This is a genomic window from Burkholderia sp. B10 (assembly GCF_004368385.1).
GTDB lineage: Bacteria > Pseudomonadota > Gammaproteobacteria > Burkholderiales > Burkholderiaceae > Burkholderia > Burkholderia vietnamiensis.
Genome location: NZ_PQMX01000071.1, coordinates 1 through 19,081, shown reverse-complemented (window position 1 = coordinate 19,081; position 19,081 = coordinate 1). Strand labels below are relative to the sequence as shown.

Sequence of the window (19,081 nt, the reverse complement as noted above, 5' to 3'; positions counted from 1 at the left end):
GTGGTGCGCCCGGATCATGCCGGGGCGCGCGGTCACGGAGTAGGGAAGGATACACCAAGGGCATGGCGCGGCCGTGTCACCGGCCGTCCGGCCAGGCCGGGCGGCCCGCGCGTCGGCCGGGACTCGACCGCGCGCGGCACGGCGGCCCTGCTTCGGGTCCATCCTATCTCAGAAAGGGCCGGCAGCGCAGCGAAGGCAAAAATACCCGGGCGGGAGCGGGTGCGGCCGGCGGCCCGAGGCCCGAGGCCCGAGGCCCGAGGCCCGAGGCCCGAGGCCCGAGGCCCGAGGCCCGAGGCCCGCGCGGCGGCATTTCGTCGCGCCGGCCCCGCCGGCGCCGCGTCAGAAGCGCATGCCGGCCGAGCAGCCGCCCGCGGCCGCGCCGTTGGTCGCGGCGCCGCCGCAGCCGAACATTCCGCAGCCCGACACCGCGACGCTCGCGGCGATCAGCAGCGCGGCGACGATGCAGCGCGATCTGGTTGACGGTTTCATCGTGGCCATCCTGGTTCGAATGCAGGGGCGCGGCGGCGCGCTCGCCCGGCGCGGACCGGCGTGCGGCGCGTCACCGGCATCGCGAGAGCAGCGCTTCCAGCGCGCGATCGGGGATGCCGCTCGCGCGCAGCGCGTCGACGGTGCGGCTCACGTAATCGAGCGTCGTGCCGTAGCGGCCCGCCGCGCTGTCGAACACCGCCTTCACGACGGGGTCGGGCAGCTTGCCCGTGTAGGTGGGCGCGTCGCGGCGCATCACGAACGCGAGCGCCTGCACGCGTTCGCCGGTCTCGAGCGAGCACGGCAGCCAAGCGGGCCGGTACGAGCCCATCGGCATTTCGCGTTTCCACAGCGTCTCGAGATGCGGCTGGGCGGTCGGGCCCGCGATCCGGAATGCGATGCCCGCGCAGGAGCCGCCGCGATCGAGCGCGAGCACGAGGCCCGGATGCTCGGGCGTGCCGCGGTTCACGCGCGACCACAAATAGAGGCCGCGGTGATAGCCGTGTACCTTGCCCCGCACGGCGGCGACCGTCGGCAGCCCGGGGTTCCAGATCAGCGACCCATAGCCGAACAGCCACAGGTCTTGCCGGCCGTCCCAATCGCGCATCGTGTGCGCGAGCGACGCGGCGAGTTCCTCTTCCGTCAGCAGCCGGCCCTCGCCGATCGACGGCGGGTAGGCGGGCGGCAGCAGCGCGGCGTGGTGCATGGTGCGGACGGCGTTTACTGGTACGGGTTCGGGAAGCCCAGCTTCGCGAGGATGTCGATTTCGAGCGCTTCCATTTCGGCGGCATCAGCGTCGCTCGTCTCGTGGTCGTAGCCTTGCGCGTGCAGCGCGCCGTGGACCAGCAGGTGCGCGTAGTGGGCCGCGAGCGGCTTGTTCTGCTCGCGCGCTTCCTTTTCGACGACCGGGCAGCACAGCACCAGATCGCCGATCACGGTGCCGTCCGGCGCCGGATCGTAGGCGAACGTCAACACGTTGGTCGGATAGTCCTTGTGGCGATAGCCGGCGTTCAGCGTGCGGCCTTCTTCCTCGCCGACGAAGCGCACGGTGAGCTGCGCGCTCGCGAACAGCGCCGGCTCGATCCATTCGGTGATCAGCTTGCGCTTCGGCAGCGTCTTGCGCAGCTCGGCGGTGATTTCGTCGCCGTATTGCACGGACAGTTCGAACTCCAGTTCGCGGCCGCCTTCATCCATTTCTTCGTCGCGCGGCGCGAGTTCGGCGCCGACGTGCAGCGTCACGCTGTCGTAGTGCTCGGGCTGCAGCGCGAGCTTCGCGCGCATGGTCGGATCGTTGTGCTGAGCGACGATCGCGACGGCCGCATCGCCCGAGCTGCCCGACAGGTCGAACATCAGGCTGCGGCCGTCCGGGAAGTCGATTCGCAGCCCTTGCGCGTTGACGCTCCGGGCCTTGCCCTTCGCATCGAACAGGGAAACACGGGGGGATTCTGGCGCGGCAGACTGCGCGCGCCCGGACTTGCGAGAGCGGGATGATTTCATGACTGGGGCGGCGATTGGAACGCGTTGAGGATACACCAAACGGCCGATCGCACCCGAATGCGCCGCGTCCGGACGCGGGTGAAAAAATGCCCGGCGCGCCGTCGGGCGGGCCGGGCCGGTGGCCGCTGCGACGCGCGGGCGCCGCAGCAGCGTCACGCGTCGTCAGGCGTCCTCATGCGTCCTTGTGTTGCGCGTGGAAGTCGTCGTACGCCTCGACGATGCGCGCGACGAGCGGATGGCGCACGACGTCCGCGCTCGTGAAGCGCGTGAGCGCGATCCCGCGCACGTCGCCGAGCACCTGCTGCGCCTCGACGAGCCCGCTCTTGTGTCCGCGCGGCAGGTCGACCTGGCTCGTGTCGCCGGTGACGACGGCCTTCGAGCCGAAGCCGATCCGCGTGAGGAACATCTTCATCTGCTCGGGCGTCGTGTTCTGTGCCTCGTCGAGGATGATGAACGCGTGGTTCAGCGTGCGTCCGCGCATGTACGCGAGCGGCGCGATCTCGATCATCTGGCGCTCGAACATCTTCGCGGTCTTGTCGAAGCCGAGCAGGTCGTACAGCGCGTCGTACAGCGGCCGCAGATACGGGTCGACCTTCTGCGCGAGGTCGCCCGGCAGGAAGCCGAGCCGCTCGCCGGCCTCGACGGCCGGGCGCGTCAGCACGATCCGCTTGACCTGGTCGCGCTCGAGCGCGTCGACCGCGCATGCAACCGCGAGGTAGGTCTTGCCCGTGCCGGCCGGTCCGATGCCGAACGTCACGTCGTGCTGCAGGATCTGCTTCAGGTATTCGCGCTGCGCGGGCGTGCGGCCGCGCAGGTCGGCGCGCCGCGTGTACAGCTTCGGCGCGGGCTCCTCGTCGGGCGCGGCGTCGTCGAGCGCCGCCGCCGGTTCGTCGAACGGATGGTCGGGATCGCCGCGAAAGCGCACGTCGACCGTGTGCTGCCGGCCGTTGCCGGCGGTGTGACGCACTTCGACCAGCGCGAGCTGGATGTCGTCGACCGACAGCGGATCGCGCGCGCGGTTGTAGAAGTTCTCGAGCGCCGCGAGCGCGAGCTTCGCGCCGCGGCCGCGGATCGTGATCCGGTGGCCGCGCCGCGCGAGCGTCACGTCGAGCGCCTGTTCGATCTGCCGCAGATTCTCGTCGAGCGGGCCGCAGAGGTTCGCGAGGCGCGCGTTGTCGTCGCGCGGTGCGGTGAATTCCAGTGCTTGGACGGTCTTCAAAGTAGCGTCGGGCTCCTGTGGAACGTCAGTCGGTCAGTGGGTGGCCGCGCTCGCGTCGTCGCTCACGAGCAGCAGCTCGCCGCGCAGCGAGTGCGGGTACGCATGGTTGATCTTCACGTCGATCATCTGGCCGATCAGGCGCGGGTGCGATGCGAGCGGCGCCGGGAAGTTCACCACGCGGTTGTTCTCGGTGCGGCCCGACAGCTCGTTCGGATCCTTGCGCGACGGGCCTTCGACGAGAATGCGCTCGACCTTGCCGACCATCGACTGGCTGATGCGCGCGACGTTCTCCTCGATGGTCGCCTGCAGATGTTGTAGGCGTTTGAGCTTGACCTCGCGCGGCGTGTCGTCGTGCAGGTTGGCGGCCGGCGTGCCGGGCCGCGGGCTGTAGATGAACGAGAAGCTGGTGTCGTAGCTCATCTCGTGGACGAGCGCCATCATCTTGTCGAAGTCGTCTTCGGTCTCGCCGGGGAAGCCGACGATCATGTCGGTCGACAGCGACAGGTCGGGGCGGATCGCACGCAGCTTGCGGATCACCGACTTGTATTCGAGCACCGTGTAGCCGCGTTTCATCGCCATCAGGATCCGGTCGGAGCCGTGCTGGACCGGCAGGTGCAGGTGGCTCACGAGCTTCGGCACCTTCGCGTAGGTGTCGATCAGGCGCTGCGTGAACTCCTTCGGATGCGACGTCGTGTAGCGGATCCGCTCGATGCCCGGAATGTCGGCGACGTATTCGATCAGCGTCGCGAAATCGGCGATGTCGGCCGAGCCGGCGCTCAGCGCGCCGCGGTACGCGTTCACGTTCTGGCCGAGCAGCGTCACTTCGCGCACGCCCTGATCGGCGAGGCCGGCCACTTCGGTCAGCACGTCGTCGAGCGGGCGCGACACTTCATCGCCGCGCGTGTACGGGACCACGCAGTAGCTGCAGTACTTCGAGCAGCCTTCCATGATCGACACGAACGCGCTCGGGCCTTCGACGCGCGCGGGCGGCAGATGGTCGAACTTCTCGATCTCGGGGAACGTGATGTCGACCTGCGCGCGGCCGCTCGCGCGGCGCGCGTCGATCATCTGCGGCAGGCGGTGCAATGTTTGCGGGCCGAACACGAGGTCGACGTACGGCGCGCGCGACACGATCGATGCACCTTCCTGGCTCGCGACGCAGCCGCCGACGCCGATCAGCAGGCCGGGCTTCGCTTCCTTCAGCTCGCGCACGCGGCCGAGATCGGAGAACACCTTTTCCTGCGCCTTCTCGCGCACCGAGCACGTGTTGAACAGGATGATGTCCGCGTCTTCGGGCGTGTCGGTCTTCTCGAGGCCTTCGGCCGCATTCAGCACGTCCACCATCTTGTCCGAGTCGTACTCGTTCATCTGGCAGCCGAAGGTCTTTACGTAAACTTTCTTGGTCATGGGGTTCGCCGTTCGCAGTGGTTGACCTGGGGGCGTCGTCAAGGGTGAATCGGGACGGCCGCGCGCTGCATGCACGCTGCATGATATGGCGCGCATTGGACAGGAAAGGCCGTCGGGAAAGCTTTCCATTATAGCTTTTCGCGGCCCGCCGGACCGGTGGCCGGTTGCGGGCGCGCGCCGCCGTGCCGGTGGGTTCCGGCCCCTTGCCGGCTCCATCCCGGCAAGGTGCGAGCGCAGACGCCGCGTGAAACACCCATTGCGCCGCGCTGCTGATAACGGTGTGAAGATAACTTCGTTTGCCCGCTCCGGGCCCGGTGATAGCGTGTCAGTACGCGCCGTGCATGGCGCACTCCGATTCCGGCTTACCCCATTGCAGGGCCGCACGGCGGCCCGGAGGTCATGCTATGTCTACACCCCTGGCGCTGGTGCGCGACGTGTCTTCGTTCGAGTCCGGCGACGCCGCCGGCGCGCGGACGTCCGCTTCGCTCGACGCGCTCGAGCACGTCGTCGGCGTGAATCTCGCGCGCCTGCGTGCCGAGCGGCAACTGTCGCTCGATGCGCTCGCGCGGTTGTCCGGCGTGTCGCGCGCGATGCTCGCGCAGATCGAATCCGCGCGCAGCGTGCCGTCGATCAAGGTTCTCTGCAAGATCGCCGCGGCCCTGAAGGTGTCGGTCGCCGCGTTCCTGCGCCGTCACGCGGTGAACGGCTTCGAGCATCTGGCGGCCGAGCGCGCGGTGCGCGTCGTCAGCTCGAACGGCCGCTTTTCCGCGCGCGCGCTGTATCCGGAAGGCGAACCGGCCGCGGCCGAGTTCCACGAGCTGCGCATCGCGCCGCTGCATACGGAGCCTGGCACGCCGCGTGCGCCCGGCACGACGATCAATCTGGTGGTCAGCGAGGGCACGCTCGAAGTCAGCGTGCATGACCGTCGCCAGCTGCTCGCGACCGGCGACGCGATCGTGTTCGACGCCGACCAGCCGTACAGCCTGCGCAACCCCGGCGACAGCGATGCGCGCGCGTTCCGCGTGACGGTCGGCCCCGAGGCGCCGCCGCGCTGGCACGTGCGCGATGCGGCCGCGGCCGGCTCGGCGGCCGGCTGATTGCGCGCGAACGCCGCGATTGCCGCGGCGGGCGGCGGGCCGTAACGGCGACTTCGTTAGACGGTGTCGCCGGTAAGGGTATAGCCGCGGTTCGCTGCGCGGCGTTTGCAGCTGAGGTATGCTTTGCCCGCTGGTTCCGGGATCGATGTCCCGGCCGGCAATCAGTGCGTCTTCAGGGCGGGGCGAAATTCCCCACCGGCGGTAGGCTGGCGAAAGCCGGCGAGCCCGCGAGCGCCCGCGCAGCTGCGCGGGGTCAGCAGATCTGGTCGAATGCCAGAGCCGACGGTCATAGTCCGGATGAGAGAAGATGTGCAGATAGTCATGTCCGTCAGGGCCGCTTCGCCGTGCGTGCGTAGCGGATTGTCGTTCTGTCTGTTTGCAATGCCCTGAAACGTTTTTCGCCCAAATCGTAATTGCGAGGAGCGTTTCACATGTCCTTCAAGTCCGTTTCGTCGGCACCCGCCGACGCCTTTGCCGATCTCCCGTTGCTCGAATCCGAACCGGTGCCGCCGCGCATCGCCGCCGCGCTCGACGCGTTGCGCGCGGGCCGCGCGGTCGTGTTGCAGGACGATCACGACCGTGAGAACGAGGCCGATCTGATCGTCGCCGCCGAGCGCATCACGCCCGAGACGATGGCGCTGCTGATCCGCGAGTGCAGCGGCATCGTGTGCCTGTGCCTGACCGACGACAAGGTCCGCGCGCTCGAGCTGCCGCCGATGGTGCAGACCAACGAGAGCCGCAACGGCACCGCGTTCACCGTGTCGATCGAGGCGCGCGAAGGCGTGCATACCGGCGTGTCCGCGGCCGACCGCGTGACGACGATCCGCGCGGCGATCGCCGACGATGCGAAGCCGTACGACATCGTTCGCCCCGGCCATGTGTTCCCGTTGCGTGCGCAACCGGGCGGCGTGCTCGCGCGCCGCGGTCACACCGAAGGGACGATCGATCTGTCGATCCTCGCGGGCCTGAGGCCGGCCGGCGTGCTGTGCGAGCTGATGAACCCGGACGGCACGATGACGCGCGGCGACGACGTCGAGCGCTTCGCGCAGCAGCACGGGCTGCCGATGCTGACGATCGCCGAACTCGTGGAATTCCGCGAGGCGCTGGCGGCCGCGCGCGAGCGCTGCTGCGAGCTGGCCTGAGCGTGGCGCACGGGCGCGTCGTTGCGCCCGGCGCACCGCGTGCGCGCAGCCGCGCGCACCAGTCGATTTATCGCGCGGCGGCCAACCGTCAGGACTGCACGTCGCCGAATTCGCCGCGTACGCCGGCCGCGACGAGCGCCGGCAGTTCGTCCATCCGGCGCATGATGCGCGTGATGCCCATCGCGCGCAGCGCGTCCGCGTAGTTGTCCGGGATGTGGCTCGCGCCGACGAACGCGATCGTCTTCATGCCGGCCGCGCGCGCCGCGTTCAGTCCCGACACGCTGTCCTCGACGACGACGCAACGCGTCGGCTCGACGCCGAGCGTCTGCGCCGCATGCAGATAGACGTCGGGGTAGGGCTTCGGCCGCGCGACCTGCTCGGAGCTGAACACGCGATCGCCGAAGATCTCGGTGAGCGCCGCGCGCTTGAGCGAGCTGCGCACGCGCACGAGCCGGCTGTTCGATACCACCGCGGCCGGCAGGCCGACCTGCATCAACGCGTCGCGCACGCCGGTGATCGGCGCGAGCGATTGCGCGAGACCGGTCTCGATGTTGTGCTCGACGGTTTCGATGAAGTTCTCCGGCATCCTGATCCCGAACCGCGCTTCGAGCCCCGCGAGAAAGCGTGACGTCTGCTGGCCGAAGGCCGACTTTGCAGCGTCTTCGAAATCGAGGTGCGGGAACGTGGCGGACAGCGTGTCGAACAGGACGCGGTCGGCGATGACTTCGCTGTCGACGAGCACGCCGTCGCAGTCGCAGATAAGGTGATCGAGCATGATGAAGAAGAGGCGGGGTGTCGGCGACGCCGAACGTGCCGCCATGATACGTGTTTTCGCGATGCGGCCAGCGGGCTTGGGGGATGTGCCGGCGGCGTGCGGCTGACAGATTCGGCTTCGGTGCAGATGATTGGCCGTCGCGGCGAGTGGCTTCGGCCGCGTGTCAGGATGCGCGTCGTCGCGCAGGCGGAGCCAATGCGCAGCCGCTGTGGCGCGACGCGGTTCGCCACCAGCCGATGCGGGCCGCAAGCTGCGGCGGCGGCCGTCACCGGCGCACCGCGCCGTGACGCCGGGTGAGAAGTTCATGAGGCGTGCGGCGGCTGCTGCCGCCGCGCGCCGTTTCGAAACCGCGAGCCGCCGCAGCGGCGCTCAGGCCATCGCGTGCAGGCGCAGATACAGGCCGGCAGCCGCGGCGCCGCCGAGCAGCGGGCCGATCACCGGCACCCACGCGTAGCGCCAGTCGCTGTCGCGCTTGCCGGGAATCGGCAGCAGCGCGTGCATGATGCGCGGCGACAGGTCGCGCGCCGGGCTCATCGCATAGCCGGTCGGGCCGCCGAGCGAGATGCCGATGCCGAGCACCAGCAGGCCGACGGGCAGCGCGTCGAGCGCGCCGAGGCCGACCTGCGGCGACGCAAGGTACAGCACGCCGAGGATCAGCACGAACGTGCAGATCGCTTCGGTCAGCACGTTGTGCGTGGTGCTGCGGATCGCGGGCGCCGTGCAGAACACCGCGAGCTTCAGGTCCGCGTCGGCTTCGTTCGCGAAGTGCTGGCGATACGCGAGCCACACGAGCAGCGCGCCGGCCATCCCGCCGAGCATCTGCGCGATGACGTAGCCGGCGACCTTCGACCACGCGAACTTGCCCGCCAGCGCGAGACTGATCGTGACGATCGGATTCAGGTGCGCGCCGCTGAACGACGCGGTCACGTAGACGGCGACGAACACCGCCATCGCCCAGCCCATCACGATGACGATCAGGTCCGCGCCTTTGCCCTTGGTCTTCGCAAGCAGCACGTTTGCGACCGCGCCGTTGCCGAGCAGCACGAGGATCGCCGTGCCGATGAATTCCGCAATATAAGGTGACATGTTGTCTCTCTTGGAGTGCGGCGGACTCGCGCATTGCGCGGCCCGCCGGTGTTGTTGTATTTCGTTTGGACGTGTTGCGGCCAGCGCCGCGCTTACTGCGTGTCGTCGGCCCACGCCTTGGCCGCGCGCACCGCGCGCTGCCAGCCGGCCATGCACTGCTTGACCTGCTCCTTCGGCATCGACGGCGAGAAGCGGCGATCGAGCTGCCACTGGCTGCGCACTTCGTCGAGGTTCTTCCAGTAGCCGATCGCGAGGCCCGCGAGGTAGGCCGCGCCGAGCGCGGTCGTCTCGGTGATCTGAGGACGCACCGCGTCGACGCCGAGCAGATCGGCCTGGAACTGCATCAGCAGGTTGTTCGCGCTCGCGCCGCCGTCGACGCGCAGCTCGCCGATGCTGATCCCCGAGTCGGCTTCCATCGCGGCCAGCACGTCGAGCGACTGATACGCGATCGCGTCCAGCGCCGCGCGCGCGAGATGGGCGGACGTCGTGCCGCGCGTGACGCCGAACACCGAGCCGCGCGCGCGGGCATTCCAGTGCGGCGCCCCGAGGCCCGCGAAGGCCGGCACCAGATAGACGCCGTCGGTATGCGGCACGCGCGCGGCCAGCGCTTCGATTTCGGCGGCCGTCTTGATGATGCCCATTCCGTCGCGCAGCCATTGCACGACCGCGCCCGCGATGAAGATGCTGCCTTCGAGCGCGTACTGCACGTCGTCGCCGATCTGCCAGGCGATCGTCGTGACGAGGTTGTTCTTCGACTCGATCGGCTTGTCGCCGGTGTTCATCATCAGGAAGCAGCCGGTGCCGTAGGTGTTCTTGACCATGCCCGAGGTCGTGCACATCTGGCCGAACAGCGCCGCGTGCTGGTCGCCGGCGATGCCCGCGAGCGGAATCTTCGACGCGAACACCGTCGTCTTCGTATGGCCGTAGATTTCCGACGAAGCCTTCACTTCCGGCAGCATGCTGCGCGGGATGTCGAGCAGTTCGAGCAGCTCGCTGTCCCACTCGCGCGTGTGGATGTTGAACAGCATCGTGCGCGATGCGTTCGTCACGTCGGTCACGTGCAGCTCGTGCTTCGTGAAGTTCCACACGAGCCAGCTGTCGACCGTGCCGAACGCGAGCTTGCCCTGGCGCGCCTTGTCGCGCGCGCCCGGCACGTTGTCGAGAATCCAGCGGATCTTGGTCGCGGAGAAGTACGAGTCGATCGGCAGGCCGGTCTTCGCGCGCACCTTCGCCTCGAGGCCCTGCTGCTTGAGCGAATCGCAGAAGTCGGCCGTGCGGCGGTCCTGCCACACGATCGCGTTGTAGACCGGCTGGCCGGTTTCGCGATCCCAGACGATGGTCGTCTCGCGCTGGTTGGTGATGCCGATCGCCGCGATCGACGTGCCGTTCAAGCCCGTGCGCGTGACGGCCTCGGCGGCGACGCCGGCTTGCGTCGACCAGATTTCCTGCGGGTCGTGCTCGACCCAGCCGGGTTGCGGGTAGATCTGTTCGAATTCCTTCTGGGCGATCGAAACGATGTTGCCCTGGCGATCGAACAGCATTGCGCGGGAGCTCGTCGTGCCCTGGTCAAGCGCGAGGATGTACTGGTCCTGCATGTCTCTCATCTCCATCCGTGGATCGGCGTAGTTGTGATGCGCGCCGCATATTACGCGGCGCGTCGGTGAATCGACATCGGTAAGGCCACTGCAAATGCAAACTGCAACTGCGAACTGCAACTGCAAACGGATCAGGCGTGCGGCGCGTGTGCGGCGGCGAACCACGCGTCGAGCGCGGCCGTCACCGCGTCGAGCGTGCCGGGCGCGACGTGCAGCCCGAGCTTCGAGCGGCGCCACAGCACGTCCTGCGCGCAGGTGGCCCACTCGACGACGCGCAGATAGCGCAGCTCCGCGTCGAACAGGTCCGGTGCGACTTCGGCGCCGAGCTCGGCGAGCGACTGCGCGCCGTCGAGCACGCGCTCCGCGCGTGTGCCGTACGCGCGCGCATAGCGGCGCGCGAGCGCGGCGGGCAGCCACGGGTGGCGTGTCGCGAACGCATCGGCGAACGCGTCGAACTTCGCGCCGGGGATGTCGCCGCCGGGCAGCGGCGCGCCGGCCGTCCACGTCGGCGCGTCGCGGCCGAGCGCGCGGCACAGCATGTCGCCGGCTTCCTCCGCGAGCTTGCGGAAGGTCGTGATCTTGCCGCCGAACACCGACAGCAGCGGCGCGCCGGCGCCGTCGTCCATCTCGAGCCGGTAGTCGCGCGTGACGGCCGACGCGTTCGCCGCGTTTTCGTCTTCGAGCAGCGGGCGCACGCCCGAATAGGTCCAGTGCACGTCGGCCGGCGAGATCTTGCGTTTGAAATAGCGATTGATCGACTCGCACAGATACTGCGTCTCGTCGCGATCGATCGCGACCTTCGCCGGATCGCTCGTGTATTCGACGTCGGTCGTGCCGATCAGCGTGAAGTCGTGTTCGTACGGAATCGCGAAGATGATCCGCTTGTCCGGATTCTGGAAGATGTACGCGTGGTCGTGCTCGAACAGGCGGCGCGTGATGATGTGGCTGCCCTTCACGAGCCGCACGCTGTGATGCGCGCCGCGGCCCAGCGCGCCGTGCAGCACCTCGCCGACCCACGGGCCGGCCGCGTTCGCGACCGCGCGGGCGTGGACGACGCGCATCGAGCCGTCGGCAAGCTGGAGCCGCGCTTCCCATGCGTCGCCGACGCGCTGCGCCGACACGAGCTTGGTGCGCGTGAGGATCTCGGCGCCGCGCTCCTGCGCGTCGAGCGCGTTCAGCACCACGAGACGCGCGTCGTCGACCCAGCCGTCCGAATAGACGAAGCCGCGCTTGATCGAGTCGATCAGCGGCGCGCCGGCCGCGTGGCGGCGCATGTCGATGCCGCGCGAGCCGGGCAGCAGCTCGCGTTTCGCGAGGTGATCGTAGAGAAACAGGCCGACGCGGATCAGCCACGCCGGCCGCAGGTTCGGCATGTGCGGCATCACGAAGCGCAGCGGCCACATGATGTGCGGCGCCGCGCGCAGCAGCGTTTCACGCTCTTGCAGCGCCTTGCGGACGAGGCCGAACTCGTTGTATTCGAGGTAGCGCAGGCCGCCGTGAATCAGCTTCGTGCTGCACGACGACGTGTGCGACGCCAGGTCGTCCTGCTCGCAAAGCAGCACCGACAGGCCGCGGCCCGCCGCATCGCGCGCGATGCCGGCGCCGTTGATGCCGCCGCCGACGACGAGCAGATCGTAGCGATTCGGTTGTATCACCTGCTGTCCTTATCGTCTGATGGAAATTGGCGAACATGAAATGTTCGAATTCGAAATTTAACGAACGGAATCGAAAAAGTAAAGTTCGAAAAAGCGGGCCAATGGCGCGCGGCGCGACCGCGGGCGATACTGACGCAATCGACCGTTTCGCGAGGTGAATCATGCGTATTGGGATGTGGGCGGGCGCGTGCGCCGTGTTGCTGGCGGGGTGCGGCGTCGGTGTGCCGCCGCTGGCGGGCAACTGGCGCGCGCCGTCGTTCGTCGACCTGGAGACGAGCTGCGGCGGCGCCGCGCGCGATTGGGGCGACGACGCGGTGCCGGTCTATTCGACGCTGTACGACGCGTACGTGGCGAAACGCTATCGGGGGCTGACGGAAACGAACTATTGTGCGTTCGTAAACGAACTTTCAGCGCGCTACGCGGCGCCGAACTCGGCGCAGCGTGCCGCGTGGATCGCGTATTTCAACGGCGCACGCGCGCAGGCCATCAGTTGGCGCGCGGCGGTCGATCCGACGCTGCGCGGCGGCTGACGCGCGAACGCACGAAGGGCGGCAGGGGGGCGGAAAGCGGCGCGGCCGGGAATCCGGCCGGCGCGCGGGTCATCTGGAACGGCGGTGCGGCGGGCGCTTCATGAATAGCGGTATTTGATGGATCGCAGCGCGGCGTCGCCGGTTTCGGTCACGCAATATCGGCGTCCCGATCCCAGGCCTTCCAGCCGGACGAGTTGCTGTTCGAGCAGCGCGTCGAGTTCATCGCGCTCCATGTCGCCCTGGTCGGGGGCGTCCTTCACAAGCAATAGCGTGGCGAATTCATGCGGACTCAGCATCGTTCTCTCCATGGCAACCGGTCTGCCCGCGCGGCCGGCGTGAACGCCGGTGCGCGATACCCCGCGGGTAGGGCTTGGGGGGAAAAGCTGCATTCGCCGGCCGGGATGTCGCATACGCGCTGCCAGGAGCGGATCGTGCGACGGGCCGGGGAACTGGAGTCTAGTCGAGCGTGCGGGCAACGACAAATCGTGCCCCGTTAATTTTCCGTTTGACACAGGCGCGCGCCGCAAGCGGTTCGGCCGGCGCGCGAACTTCTTGATTTCACTTGAAGTTTCGCGTGCGGTGCAGCATCGCGGCGGTCATTCGGCGACGTACACCTGGGTGCCGGCGGCGGCCACCGTGTCGGTCATCTCGGGCGGCAGCGGCTTGTCGGTGAACAGCGCGTGCACCTGGCTCAGGTGCCCCTGGCGCACCAGCGCGGGACGGCCGACCTTCGAATGATCGGCGACGAGGTAGACGGTGCGCGCATGCTGCATGATCGCCTCGGCCACGCGCACCTCGCGCGTGTCGAAGTCGCGCAGCGTGCCGTCGGCCTCGATCGCCGACGTGCCGATGATCGCGTAGTCGACCTTGAACTGGCGGATGAAGTCGATCGCGAGCTCGCCGACGATCCCCTTGTCCCACGGCCGCACGATGCCGCCCGTGATCAGCACCTCGCAGTCGGGGTAGCCGCTCATCATCGACGCGACGTTCAGGTTGTTCGTGATCACGTGCAGGCCGTGATGGCGATTCAGCGCGCGCGCGACTTCCTCGGTCGTCGTGCCGAGGTTGATGAACAGCGATGCCTGATCGGGGATGTGCGACGCGGCCAGCGCCGCGATGCGCCGCTTCTCGTCGTGGAACATCCGCTGGCGCGCGGTGTAGGAGACGTTCTCCGAGCTGGTCGGCAGGCTCGCGCCGCCGTGGTAGCGGCGCAGCAGGTTCAGGTCGGCGAGCCAGTTCACGTCGCGGCGGATCGTCTGCGGCGTGACCGCGAAGTGCGACGCGAGATCGTCGACCGTCACGAAGCCGTCGCGCTGCACCCATTCGAGCAATTCCTGCTGGCGCGCGTTGAGGGTGAGGCGGGGATCTCGGGTCATGGCTCGGCGGTCGAATCGTGGTGCGGACCGGATATTGTAAGGGCGCGAACCGCGTTCGCAGCGGCCGGCGGCGCACCACGGCCGCGGATACAGTTCGCAGGTGCATGATTTCATGTCGCAAATGAATTTGCGCGAGCACGCGGATCGCGCTGCAATGACGGACCGTTCGCGCGCGGGGCGGGGAGCTCGAGTGCGGGCCGGAACGGCGCTGGAACGGCTCGCGAGCGGAGTCCGAGCCCGAGCCGAGGCCGAACCCCGCGCCCCGCGCGCTCATCCCAGCTTCCAACGAGGTGGAACCGACATGACAGGCTTCGACTGGCACAACCCGTATCCGACGACCCGCATCCCCGTATTCGCGCGCAACGTCGTGTCGACGTCGCATCCGCTCGCCGCGCAGGCCGGGCTGCGGATGCTGTGGAAGGGCGGCAACGCCGTCGATGCGGCGCTGGCCGCCGCGGCCGCGATCACGGTGGTTGAGCCGGTGTCGTGCGGGCTCGGCGGCGACGCGTTCGCGCTCGTATGGGACGGCGAGCGGCTGTCCGGGCTGAACGCGTCGGGCGTCGCGCCGGCGGCGTGGAATCCCGACTACTTCCGCCGGCGTCACGGCGAGGATGCGCACGGCATCGCCAAGCAGCCGACGCGCGGCTGGGACACCGTCACGGTGCCGGGCGTGATCGCCGGCTGGGAAGCGCTGCACGCGAAGTTCGGCTCGCTGCCGTTCGCCGATCTGCTCGAACCGGCGATCGAGCACGCGGAGCGCGGCTATTCGGTGTCGCCGATCGTCGCGCACAAATGGGCGGCCGCCGTGCCCGAGCTGCACGCGCTGCCGGGCTTCGCCCAGACCTTCATGCCGCGCGGGCGCGCGCCGCTCGTCGGCGAGCGCATGTGCCTGCCGGACCATGCGCAGACGCTGCGCACGCTCGCCCACGACGGGCCGCGCGCGTTCTACGAAGGCGCGCTCGCCGCGCGGCTCGCGGCGTTCGCGCGCGAAGGCGGCGGCGCGCTGACCGAGGCCGACCTGCGCGCGTACCGGCCGGAATGGGTCGAGCCGATCGGCAAGCGCTTCGGCCGCCATACGGTCCACGAGATTCCGCCGAACGGGCAGGGCATCGCCGCGCTGATCGCGCTCGGCATCGCGGAGCACGTGGGCGTGACCGACTGGCCCGTCGATTCGGCCGATTCGCAGCATCTGCAGATCGAGGCGATGAAGCTCGCGTTCGCGGACGTCTATCGCTACGTCGCCGACCCGCGCGCGATGGACGTGACGCCGGCCGAGATGCTCGACGACGCGTATCTCGCCGAACGCGCGAAGCTGATCGACCGCACGCGGGCGACGCACTTCGCGGCCGGCCGCCCGCATTCGGGCGGCACGATCTACCTGTCGGCGGCGGACGAGCGCGGGATGATGGTGAGCTTCATTCAGTCCAACTACATGGGCTTCGGGTCGGGGCTCGTCGTGCCCGGCACGGGCATTGCGCTGCAGAACCGCGGGCACGGTTTCTCGATGGATCCGCGCTCGCCGAACGTGGTGGCGGGCGGCAAGCGGCCGTTCCATACGATCATCCCGGCGTTCGTCACCGAGCAGGTCGACGGGCGCACCGAGGCGGTGATGAGCTTCGGCGTGATGGGCGGCGACATGCAGCCGCAAGGCCATCTGCAGACCATCGTGCGGATGCTCGGCTACCACCAGCAGCCGCAGGCCGCGTGCTGCGCGCCGCGCTGGAAGGTCAACCGCGACTTCACGCTCGACGTCGAGGCGACGATGAACCGGCAGACCGTCGACGCGCTCGCCGCGCGCGGCCATACGATCAAGTCGGTCGACGATCCTTACATGGATTTCGGCTCCGGGCAGTTCGTCTGGCGCCTCGATCCCGACGATCCCGAGCGCGGCTACGTGGCCGCGAGCGACAGCCGCCGCGACGGCCTCGCCGCCGGTTTCTGACGGAACGCTTCCAGTCGGCGGCGGCGCCGATCCGAGGGCGATCGGCAAAACAGCCAACCAGCCGACCAGCCGACCAGCCGGCTTGACGTGGCGCATGTCGTGGCACGTGCGGGGTTCGAAGAACCCGTCTAACGAAGCGCAACATGGCGGGTGGAACTGCGCGCGCCGGGTACGGTCAGTGGTTGAAGCACGAACATAAATCTCCGGCTAAGATGCCAGGATGGTTCGGCCGGACCAAGTCACTATAAATGCAAGCAAAACGTCGCCTGCGGGCGCCGGGCCGGTGCCGAAGGGAAGGGCCGGCGCGCCGCGCGACGACTGGGAGCGCAACACCATGCCTACTGAAACGACGCATGTCATGCCGTGGCGTATCGAGGACATCGATCTGAACCGGATCGATCGTCAGCGTGCCGCCGCGAACGAGGATCTGCTGCTGCTGTTGTGCGCGTCGTCGTTCATCGAAAGCGGCTCGGATCTCTACACGAGCAATCTGAGCGAGTTCTTCAACGACGATCCGGAAGTATCCGCGTGGCTCAACAGTGCGTGGGAGCACGAAGAATTGCAGCACGGGCGCGCGCTGAAGGCGTACATCGCGCACGTGTGGCCCGAGTTCGACTGGGATACCGCGTTCGCGAATTTCTTCGCCGAGTATTCGAAGACTTGCTCGGTCGACGCGTTCGAGAAAACCCGCGCGCTCGAGATGGTCGCGCGCTGCGTCGTCGAGACGGGCACGGCCACGCTCTATCGCGCGATCAACGAATGCTCAGACGAGCCCGTGCTGAAGGAAATCACCGACAACATCCGCTCGGACGAAGTGCGCCACTACAAGCACTTCTTCAAGTTCTTCAAGAAGTACAACAAGCTCGAAGGAAACGGCCGGCTCGCGGTGCTCGGTGCGCTGATGCGCCGCGTGATGGAGATCAAGAACGAGGACTCCGAGATCGCGCTGCGCCACGTGTTCGCGGTGCGCTATCCCGATCGCGTCGGCGACAATCAGTACAACCGCGAGCGCGCCGCACGCATCAGCTCGCTCGTGCGGCGCAATCTGTCGGCCGACATGTGCGTGAAGATGCTGCTCAAGCCGCTCGACCTGCCCGCGAAGATCCAGCCGAGCGTCCACTATCCGCTCACCAAGATCACGCGGCACGTGTTCATGCGCTGAGCCCCCGGCGCGGCCCGTCGCGCGTATGCTGTCGCCTCGTGTTTCGCTTTCCACCGGGCCCGCCATCATGACCGATACCCATCGCCACGCGCTCGAACAATGGACGTTCGACGCGTGGCCACCGGCCGTCGTCTCGCTGTTCGACGGCACCGCGCTCGAGCGCCATGCCGACGTTGCGGCGTCGCTGCTCGTCGCGACCGACGACGGCCAGCTGCGCACGACGCTGCTGAGCGCGGGCGAGATCTTCGCACGCGACGCACACACGCTGCTGCTCGCGCTATGGCCGCAATCGCGTGCGGCGCGCGCGCTCGCGCAGCGGCGCGCGGCCGCGCTGACGCTCGTCGCCGACGGCGCGTTCTTTCAGGCACAACTGAGTATCGAACCGCTCGACGCGGATGTCGGCGGCTTGCGCGGATTCGCTGCGACGATCGCACACGGCGATGCGCAGCGGGTCGGCTATGCGCGTCTCGCGACGGGTGTCACGTTCGCGCTGGAAGGGGAGACGCGCGCCGAGGTGCTCGCGCGCTGGCAACGCCAGATCGAGCACCTGCGGCGCGCGGCCGCGCGGCTTCAGTGACCGCGCTGGCCGCTGCGCGACGAACGGTTGCGGTTCGGGTGCGCGGCATTGCCGTTGGCGGGACGTGCGCCGTTGCCGCCGCCGGCCGGGCGGCCGCCGCCGTTGGCGTTACCGCTCGCACCGCCGGCCGCGCGCGGCTTGGCCGCCTTCGCGGCCTTCGGCTGCGCGTTGGCGTCGCGCTTCGCGCCGGCCTGGCCTGAGCCGCCCGCACGCGGCTGACGATTCCCACCGCCGCCGCCACCGCCGCGCGGCTGCTGGCCGCGACGCTGCTGGATCGGCTCCGGCTTGACGTTCGGATCGGGTTCGAAGCCCGCGATCACTTCCTGCGGAATCTCGCGCTTGATCAGCCGCTCGATGTCGCGCAGCAACTGCTTCTCGTCGACGCACACCAGCGACACCGCTTCGCCGGTCGCGCCCGCGCGGCCCGTGCGGCCGATGCGGTGCACGTAGTCTTCCGGCACGTTCGGCAGGTCGAAGTTGACGACGTGCGGCAACTGGTCGATGTCGATCCCGCGCGCGGCGATGTCGGTCGCGACGAGCACCTGCAGCGTGTTGTTCTTGAACTCGGCCAGCGCGCGCGTGCGGGCCGACTGGCTCTTGTTGCCGTGGATCGCCATCGCGCTGATGCCGTCCTTCGTCAACTGCTCGGCGAGCCGGTTCGCGCCGTGCTTGGTGCGCGTGAACACGAGCACCTGGAACCAGTTGTGCTCGCGGATCAGATGCGTGAGCAGCTCGCGCTTGCGATCGCGATCGACCGGGTGGATCTTCTGCGCGACGGTTTCCGCGGTCGTGTTGCGGCGTGCGACTTCGATCAGCGCCGGCGAATCGAGCAGGCTGTCGGCGAGCGCCTTGATCTCGTCGGAGAAGGTCGCCGAGAACAGCAGGTTCTGACGCCGCGGCGGCAGCTTCGCGAGCACGCGCTTGATGTCGTGGATGAAGCCCATGTCGAGCATCCGGTCCGCTTCGTCGAGCACGAGGATGTCGAGATCCGACAGGTCGATCGTCTTCTGCTGCATGTGGTCGAGCAGACGGCCCGGCGTCGCGACGACGATGTCGACGCCGCGCTTGAGCGCGTCGATCTGCGGATTGATGCTGACGCCGCCGAACATCACGGTCGAGCGCAGCTTCACGTACTTGCTGTACGCGCGCACGCTTTCCTCGACCTGGGCGGCGAGTTCGCGCGTCGGCGTGAGGATCAGCGCGCGCACCGCACGCTTTGCGCCGCGATGCTCGGTGTAGAAGGTATGCAGCCGCTGCAGGATCGGCAGCGTGAAGCCGGCGGTCTTGCCGGTGCCGGTTTGTGCGCCGGCGAGCAGGTCGCCGCCGCCGAGGACGGCGGGGATCGCCTGCTGCTGGATCGGGGTCGGCGACGTGTAGCCGAGCTCGTTGACCGCCTTGACGAGCGGTTCGGCCAGGCCGAGAGATTCGAAAGACATAGATACCACTCTTGAGTTTTATGATTGGCGACGCCTCGCGCGGCCAGCGCGGGGAAGTGACGTCGCCAAAAGCAAAGGGGCGCGGCTGCGGTTTCCCGC

18 protein-coding genes and 1 riboswitch are annotated in these 19,081 nt (G+C 68.5%); of the genes, 6 read left to right on the top strand and 12 right to left on the bottom strand.

Annotated elements, in window-relative coordinates:
- Positions 1 to 339: 339 nt before the first annotated feature.
- From C3Y15_RS31865 to miaB, 5 genes are all read right to left on the bottom strand, one after another.
- The gene (locus tag C3Y15_RS31865; RefSeq protein ID WP_164716012.1) at positions 340 to 489 is read right to left on the bottom strand and encodes a hypothetical protein; all 150 of its coding nucleotides are present in this window, start codon (positions 487 to 489) and stop codon (positions 340 to 342) included.
- Positions 490 to 559: 70 nt separating this feature from the next.
- A complete protein-coding gene (locus tag C3Y15_RS25970) occupies positions 560 to 1,192 on the bottom strand; it encodes a gamma-glutamylcyclotransferase (protein ID WP_011885961.1) in 633 nt (210 codons plus the stop codon).
- A gap of 14 nt (positions 1,193 to 1,206) precedes the next feature.
- Positions 1,207 to 1,983 (bottom strand): rRNA maturation RNase YbeY, encoded by a 777-nt coding sequence (gene ybeY / locus C3Y15_RS25965; protein ID WP_069246319.1) that lies wholly within the window; start codon positions 1,981 to 1,983, stop codon positions 1,207 to 1,209.
- A gap of 172 nt (positions 1,984 to 2,155) precedes the next feature.
- Positions 2,156 to 3,202, bottom strand: a complete 1,047-nt coding sequence (locus C3Y15_RS25960) for a PhoH family protein (protein WP_011885959.1) — start codon at positions 3,200 to 3,202, stop codon at positions 2,156 to 2,158.
- 33 nt (positions 3,203 to 3,235) lie between these two features.
- Positions 3,236 to 4,609: a tRNA (N6-isopentenyl adenosine(37)-C2)-methylthiotransferase MiaB gene (gene miaB / locus C3Y15_RS25955; protein ID WP_011885958.1), complete on the bottom strand. Its 1,374-nt coding sequence runs from the start codon at positions 4,607 to 4,609 to the stop codon at positions 3,236 to 3,238.
- A gap of 404 nt (positions 4,610 to 5,013) precedes the next feature.
- On the opposite strand from miaB, the gene C3Y15_RS25950 reads away from it, so the two are divergent.
- Positions 5,014 to 5,706, top strand: a complete 693-nt coding sequence (locus C3Y15_RS25950; protein ID WP_011885957.1) for an XRE family transcriptional regulator — start codon at positions 5,014 to 5,016, stop codon at positions 5,704 to 5,706.
- A gap of 164 nt (positions 5,707 to 5,870) precedes the next feature.
- A riboswitch (FMN riboswitch) is annotated at positions 5,871 to 6,019 on the top strand.
- A 118-nt stretch (positions 6,020 to 6,137) separates the two neighbouring features.
- On the top strand, positions 6,138 to 6,848 hold the full coding sequence (gene ribB, locus C3Y15_RS25945; protein WP_059461488.1) for a 3,4-dihydroxy-2-butanone-4-phosphate synthase: 711 nt from the start codon (positions 6,138 to 6,140) through the stop codon (positions 6,846 to 6,848).
- Positions 6,849 to 6,936: 88 nt separating this feature from the next.
- On the opposite strand, the gene C3Y15_RS25940 is transcribed toward ribB, so the two are convergent.
- The 4 genes from C3Y15_RS25940 to glpD form a co-directional block, all read right to left on the bottom strand.
- Positions 6,937 to 7,623, bottom strand: a complete 687-nt coding sequence (locus C3Y15_RS25940) for an HAD-IA family hydrolase (protein ID WP_011885955.1) — start codon at positions 7,621 to 7,623, stop codon at positions 6,937 to 6,939.
- Between the two features lie 369 nt (positions 7,624 to 7,992).
- Positions 7,993 to 8,709, bottom strand: coding sequence for an MIP/aquaporin family protein (locus C3Y15_RS25935; protein ID WP_011885954.1), 717 nt, complete (start codon positions 8,707 to 8,709; stop codon positions 7,993 to 7,995).
- Between the two features lie 92 nt (positions 8,710 to 8,801).
- Positions 8,802 to 10,304, bottom strand: coding sequence for a glycerol kinase GlpK (gene glpK / locus C3Y15_RS25930; RefSeq protein WP_034192688.1), 1,503 nt, complete (start codon positions 10,302 to 10,304; stop codon positions 8,802 to 8,804).
- 131 nt (positions 10,305 to 10,435) lie between these two features.
- A complete protein-coding gene (glpD, locus tag C3Y15_RS25925) occupies positions 10,436 to 11,959 on the bottom strand; it encodes a glycerol-3-phosphate dehydrogenase (RefSeq protein WP_069246318.1) in 1,524 nt (507 codons plus the stop codon).
- A 161-nt stretch (positions 11,960 to 12,120) separates the two neighbouring features.
- Between glpD and C3Y15_RS25920 the strand changes: the two genes are divergently transcribed.
- The gene (locus C3Y15_RS25920) at positions 12,121 to 12,489 is read left to right on the top strand and encodes a hypothetical protein (RefSeq protein WP_011885951.1); all 369 of its coding nucleotides are present in this window, start codon (positions 12,121 to 12,123) and stop codon (positions 12,487 to 12,489) included.
- Positions 12,490 to 12,587: 98 nt separating this feature from the next.
- On the opposite strand, the gene C3Y15_RS25915 is transcribed toward C3Y15_RS25920, so the two are convergent.
- Together C3Y15_RS25915 and C3Y15_RS25905 are read right to left on the bottom strand one after the other, a co-directional pair.
- Positions 12,588 to 12,785 (bottom strand): hypothetical protein, encoded by a 198-nt coding sequence (locus C3Y15_RS25915; protein WP_011885950.1) that lies wholly within the window; start codon positions 12,783 to 12,785, stop codon positions 12,588 to 12,590.
- 300 nt (positions 12,786 to 13,085) lie between these two features.
- On the bottom strand, positions 13,086 to 13,865 hold the full coding sequence (locus C3Y15_RS25905) for a DeoR/GlpR family DNA-binding transcription regulator (RefSeq protein ID WP_011885949.1): 780 nt from the start codon (positions 13,863 to 13,865) through the stop codon (positions 13,086 to 13,088).
- 301 nt (positions 13,866 to 14,166) lie between these two features.
- Here C3Y15_RS25905 and C3Y15_RS25900 point away from each other — a divergent pair, with 301 nt between their 5' ends.
- From C3Y15_RS25900 to C3Y15_RS25890, 3 genes are all read left to right on the top strand, one after another.
- Complete coding sequence (locus C3Y15_RS25900) at positions 14,167 to 15,807, top strand: gamma-glutamyltransferase family protein (RefSeq protein ID WP_011885948.1); 1,641 nt, start codon at positions 14,167 to 14,169, stop codon at positions 15,805 to 15,807.
- 334 nt (positions 15,808 to 16,141) lie between these two features.
- The gene (locus tag C3Y15_RS25895) at positions 16,142 to 16,969 is read left to right on the top strand and encodes a ferritin-like domain-containing protein (protein WP_011885947.1); all 828 of its coding nucleotides are present in this window, start codon (positions 16,142 to 16,144) and stop codon (positions 16,967 to 16,969) included.
- Between the two features lie 67 nt (positions 16,970 to 17,036).
- Positions 17,037 to 17,546: a hypothetical protein gene (locus C3Y15_RS25890; protein WP_034192685.1), complete on the top strand. Its 510-nt coding sequence runs from the start codon at positions 17,037 to 17,039 to the stop codon at positions 17,544 to 17,546.
- Here C3Y15_RS25890 and C3Y15_RS25885 read toward each other — a convergent pair.
- Positions 17,540 to 18,982, bottom strand: a complete 1,443-nt coding sequence (locus C3Y15_RS25885) for a DEAD/DEAH box helicase (protein WP_134206888.1) — start codon at positions 18,980 to 18,982, stop codon at positions 17,540 to 17,542. The two genes, C3Y15_RS25890 and C3Y15_RS25885, sit on opposite strands and share 7 nt — an antisense overlap.
- Positions 18,983 to 19,081 lie beyond the last annotated feature (99 nt).

Excerpts from the sequence above, each read along its gene's own strand:
- miaB (WP_011885958.1), bottom strand. The coding sequence starts at position 4,609 with ATGACCAAGAAAGTTTACGTAAAGACCTTCGGCTGCCAGATGAACGAG.
- ybeY (WP_069246319.1), bottom strand. The coding sequence starts at position 1,983 with ATGAAATCATCCCGCTCTCGCAAGTCCGGGCGCGCGCAGTCTGCCGCG.
- C3Y15_RS25940 (WP_011885955.1), bottom strand. The coding sequence starts at position 7,623 with ATGCTCGATCACCTTATCTGCGACTGCGACGGCGTGCTCGTCGACAGC.
- C3Y15_RS25920 (WP_011885951.1), top strand. The coding sequence starts at position 12,121 with ATGCGTATTGGGATGTGGGCGGGCGCGTGCGCCGTGTTGCTGGCGGGG.
- C3Y15_RS25900 (WP_011885948.1), top strand. The coding sequence starts at position 14,167 with ATGACAGGCTTCGACTGGCACAACCCGTATCCGACGACCCGCATCCCC.
- C3Y15_RS25895 (WP_011885947.1), top strand. The coding sequence starts at position 16,142 with ATGCCTACTGAAACGACGCATGTCATGCCGTGGCGTATCGAGGACATC.
- glpK (WP_034192688.1), bottom strand. The coding sequence starts at position 10,304 with ATGCAGGACCAGTACATCCTCGCGCTTGACCAGGGCACGACGAGCTCC.
- C3Y15_RS31865 (WP_164716012.1), bottom strand. The coding sequence starts at position 489 with ATGAAACCGTCAACCAGATCGCGCTGCATCGTCGCCGCGCTGCTGATC.
- C3Y15_RS25970 (WP_011885961.1), bottom strand. The coding sequence starts at position 1,192 with ATGCACCACGCCGCGCTGCTGCCGCCCGCCTACCCGCCGTCGATCGGC.
- C3Y15_RS25950 (WP_011885957.1), top strand. The coding sequence starts at position 5,014 with ATGTCTACACCCCTGGCGCTGGTGCGCGACGTGTCTTCGTTCGAGTCC.
- C3Y15_RS25890 (WP_034192685.1), top strand. The coding sequence starts at position 17,037 with ATGACCGATACCCATCGCCACGCGCTCGAACAATGGACGTTCGACGCG.
- C3Y15_RS25935 (WP_011885954.1), bottom strand. The coding sequence starts at position 8,709 with ATGTCACCTTATATTGCGGAATTCATCGGCACGGCGATCCTCGTGCTG.
- ribB (WP_059461488.1), top strand. The coding sequence starts at position 6,138 with ATGTCCTTCAAGTCCGTTTCGTCGGCACCCGCCGACGCCTTTGCCGAT.
- C3Y15_RS25905 (WP_011885949.1), bottom strand. The coding sequence starts at position 13,865 with ATGACCCGAGATCCCCGCCTCACCCTCAACGCGCGCCAGCAGGAATTG.
- C3Y15_RS25885 (WP_134206888.1), bottom strand. The coding sequence starts at position 18,982 with ATGTCTTTCGAATCTCTCGGCCTGGCCGAACCGCTCGTCAAGGCGGTC.
- C3Y15_RS25915 (WP_011885950.1), bottom strand. The coding sequence starts at position 12,785 with ATGCTGAGTCCGCATGAATTCGCCACGCTATTGCTTGTGAAGGACGCC.